This is a genomic window from Bacillus sp. LL01 (genome assembly GCF_001037965.1).
The window spans coordinates 1-3670 of the sequence record NZ_LFEL01000225.1; the positions used below are offsets into that span (position 1 = coordinate 1).

At 37.3% G+C, this 3670-nt stretch carries 4 protein-coding genes and 1 pseudogene; 2 read left to right on the forward strand and 3 right to left on the reverse strand.

Annotated elements, in window-relative coordinates; translation table 11 throughout:
* The first annotated feature begins 311 nt into the window (after window positions 1-311).
* Window positions 312-1304 (forward strand): NAD(P)/FAD-dependent oxidoreductase, encoded by a 993-nt coding sequence (locus AB685_RS28405; protein ID WP_047973961.1) that lies wholly within the window; start codon window positions 312-314, stop codon window positions 1302-1304.
* 42 nt (window positions 1305-1346) lie between these two features.
* Here AB685_RS28405 and AB685_RS28410 read toward each other — a convergent pair whose 3' ends face one another.
* Both AB685_RS28410 and AB685_RS28415 read right to left on the reverse strand, forming a co-directional pair.
* The gene (locus AB685_RS28410) at window positions 1347-1700 is read right to left on the reverse strand and encodes an iron-sulfur cluster assembly accessory protein (protein ID WP_047973962.1); all 354 of its coding nucleotides are present in this window, start codon (window positions 1698-1700) and stop codon (window positions 1347-1349) included.
* 79 nt (window positions 1701-1779) lie between these two features.
* Window positions 1780-1983, reverse strand: coding sequence for an aspartyl-phosphate phosphatase Spo0E family protein (locus AB685_RS28415; protein ID WP_047973963.1), 204 nt, complete (start codon window positions 1981-1983; stop codon window positions 1780-1782).
* A gap of 342 nt (window positions 1984-2325) precedes the next feature.
* Here AB685_RS28415 and mqnE point away from each other — a divergent pair, with 342 nt between their 5' ends.
* Entirely contained in the window at window positions 2326-3420 is a 1095-nt protein-coding gene (gene mqnE / locus AB685_RS28420) for an aminofutalosine synthase MqnE (RefSeq protein ID WP_047973964.1), read from the forward strand.
* Between the two features lie 44 nt (window positions 3421-3464).
* Here mqnE and AB685_RS28425 read toward each other — a convergent pair.
* A pseudogene (locus tag AB685_RS28425) lies at window positions 3465-3650 on the reverse strand (L-lactate dehydrogenase); the annotation flags it as partial.
* Window positions 3651-3670 lie beyond the last annotated feature (20 nt).

The window sequence follows — 3670 nt, forward strand, 5'->3', positions numbered from 1 at the left end:
CGTTAAACGCTGACATTGTGATTATTTTCACGAACTAAACTATAAAGAACGAATAAATAAAAGTAAGAATGTCGCAAAATATTCACAAATACATTTCTATCATATTGGTTTTTTCGCCATTTTTCAACTGCCTTTTTACCTTTTCTTAGTTTTTCCATAATATAAGAAAGCGTTTTATCCATATCCTTTAAATTGTACGATTCTTTAGAAATTATTCACCCCTACATCACGCACCGATCCTTTCTTTTTATAGGTGAATATGCATATAATGGGGTTGAGACTACAAACTTTTTCGGGGGTGGCAATTGAAAATGTCAAATGAAGAAAATATGTACGATATTACAATAATCGGTGGTGGACCTACTGGGCTTTTTGCTGCTTTTTATGCAGGAATGAGACAAGCAAAAGTGAAAATCATTGAAAGTATGCCTCAATTAGGTGGACAATTATCTGCCCTTTATCCGGAAAAGTATATTTATGATGTAGCCGGATTCCCAAAAGTTAAAGCACAAGATTTAGTAGATGRGTTAGCTAAACAGGCAGAACAATTTAATCCTACCATTGCCTTAGAACAATCCGTAACAAATGTAGACAAACAAGAGGATGAGACATTTAAGATTATTACTGATAAGGAAACTCATTACTCAAAAGCCATTATTATTACTGCTGGAGTTGGGGCATTCCAACCTCGTCGTCTTGAAGTAGATGGCGCTACTCAATATGAAGGTAAAAATCTTCACTACTTTATTAATGATTTAAGCAGCTTCACAGGTAAGCGTGTACTCGTTTGTGGTGGTGGTGATTCAGCACTTGACTGGTCATTAATGCTTGAACCTTTAGCAAAAGAAGTGACTCTGATTCACCGTCGCGATAAATTCCGTGCGCATGAGCATAGCGTAGGGCTCCTTCATCAATCCGAAGTAAATGTAATGACTCCTTTTGAAATTAAGGAATTGCATGGTGATGGTGAAGCCATTAACAAAGTGACCCTGCAAGAAATTAAAGGAGAGAGGGTAGAAACACTAGAGGTTGATGCAGTCATTGTTAACTTTGGATTTGTTTCTTCACTAGGTCCAATTAAACAATGGGGACTTGAAATTGAGAAGAATTCGATTGTTGTGAATTCAAAAATGGAGACAAACATTAAAGGGATCTACTCTGCAGGAGATGTTTGTACATATGATGGAAAAGTAAAGTTAATTGCAACAGGATTTGGCGAGGCTCCTACAGCGGTCAATAATGCTAAAGCCTATATCGACCCGAACGCCAAGCTACACCCAGGACACAGTACAAGCTTATTTTAAAAAGAAAAGTGACTTCGCTTGATAGCGAAGGCACTTTTTGGATTAGCAATCTTCTGGCGTTCCAGCGTTCGTAGCCGTTCTAAAAGATGATCCACAACCACATGAAGCAATGGCGTTTGGATTATCAATGGTAAAGCCGCCACCCATCATGTTTTGTTTGTAATCAATAACGACACCCTTAATAATTGCTACACTTTCATTGYCAATTAAAATGGGTAATCCACTAACTTCAATCTTTGTATCTTCATCTGTCTTCTCGGTATCAAATCCCATACCATATGAAAGGCCACTACAGCCGCCACCTTTTACTCCAACGCGTAGCATTAGACCCTCTTGGTCCTCTGCTTTCATCATTTCTTTAATCTGACTTACTGCCGCTTCCGTTAATGTAATCATTTTATCACTCCTATTAACGATTGCTCTCAGTATACATTTTGTGCTCCTGAACCTCAAGAGACATGCCCTGATCAACCCTTCAAAATTGAAATACTTCTTTATTCCAATTTGTTTTTTCAGCGTTACGGTGCATCATAGCAATGTTATGTGCACGATCTAATTTTTGACTATACTCTAATACGAGAGGGTGWGTCATGCCATATTTTTTTGCTGCATTTATCATTTGCTCACGTAAGTATTCGATTTTTTCCAGGCAAGCATCGTAAGTCAATGCTGTAGTCATCCCAAATCACCCCTCAAAACTAATTTATTCTATAGACGTACGTACTTCTAGATTTGTATATTACTTACATTTTAAATAATTAACGTAAGTAAATCAACTATGAAATTACTAAATATAGATGATTTTTATTGTTTTTTACATTTTCTACACAAGATATTCAAACTCCTGCTCCTTTTCCAAAAAGGTGCACTTTGTTTTCATTATCTCAATCTGATAGTATAATAGTGATTATTAAGCTATGTTGTTTCAAAATAACTTTTCTAAGGTTTTACACCTTTTACTTAGAGTTACGAAAAATATGTACTGTACGTCTACTGTAGACGGAATGGAGGATAAGGAAAAATGACTACAATCCTTACTGATACAAAATTACAAGGAATTGCAGAAAAAGTTCAGCACGGTGAGCGCCTTTCAATTGAAGATGGTCTTTATTTATTCGATTCACCAGACCTACTAGGCATTGCTCAATTAGCAAACCAAGTCAACTATAATAAAAATGGGGACAATGTGTATTTCATTCAAAACATGTACATTAACCCGACAAATGTCTGTGAAGCGAATTGTGGCTTCTGTGGATTCAAGCGTAAACCTGGCGAAGAAGGTGCCTACACGATGGATAGCGCCGCTCTCTTGCAATATGTAGAAGAGCGCTGGAATGACAACATTCGTGAGTTCCATATCGTTGGTGGTCATAATCACGAGGTTCCTTTTGATTACTATTTAGATACGATTCGCACTCTGAAGAAACATTATCCGAATGTAACGGTAAAAGCCTATACAGGTGCAGAAATTGAGTTCTTCTCACGTATTTCTGGTTTATCAATGAAAGAAGTATTAGAGGAATTGATTAAAGCCGGACTAGATACGCTACCTGGTGGTGGTGCTGAGATTTTAACTGAGCGTTATCGCTTAAAGATGAGTCCAGATAAAGCTTCTACAGACCAATGGTTAGAAGCGCACGAAATTGCTCATAATCTCGGCCTTAAAACTCACGCAACGATGCTTTATGGTTCAATTGAAACAAAAGAAGAACGTTTAATTCATATGGATCGTCTTCGTCAGCTTCAAGATCGTACAAATGGTTACATGGTCTTTATTCCACTTGCGATGCAACCACGTAGTATCAATGCTGGTCTAAAACGTCGCACAACTGCTTACGATGATATGAGAACACTTGCAATCAGTCGTTTAATGCTAGATAACTTTGATCACATTAAAGCCTATTGGATCAACATTGGGGTGCAATTAACTCAAATGGCCCTTACATTTGGCTCTAGTGACATTCACGGTACACTAATTGAAGAGCGTATTTCTCATTCAGTAGGTGCTTTAACTTCACAAGGAATTACACGTGATGAGTTAATTTACTTAATTAAAAGTGCTAACAAAATCCCAGTTGAGCGTGACACGTTCTACAATACGATTAAAACGTACTAAAACTAGAAAAAGAGACATTCCAAAATTGGAATGTCTCTTTTCTAATAGCTCCCAGCCCAAATGTTCATTGGTGAAGATAATGGCATACCGTGTAGAAGGTCAATCGCATCCCCTTCTGCTTTACCGTGGTTCAAATCAATTATGWCTAAATCTCTCACAAAGCCTTGATTCAATAAAGCGAAAGCATAACTTGCACCAACAGACCCTGCCCCAATTAAAACAACCTTCATGCTTTTTAATTCATTAATCA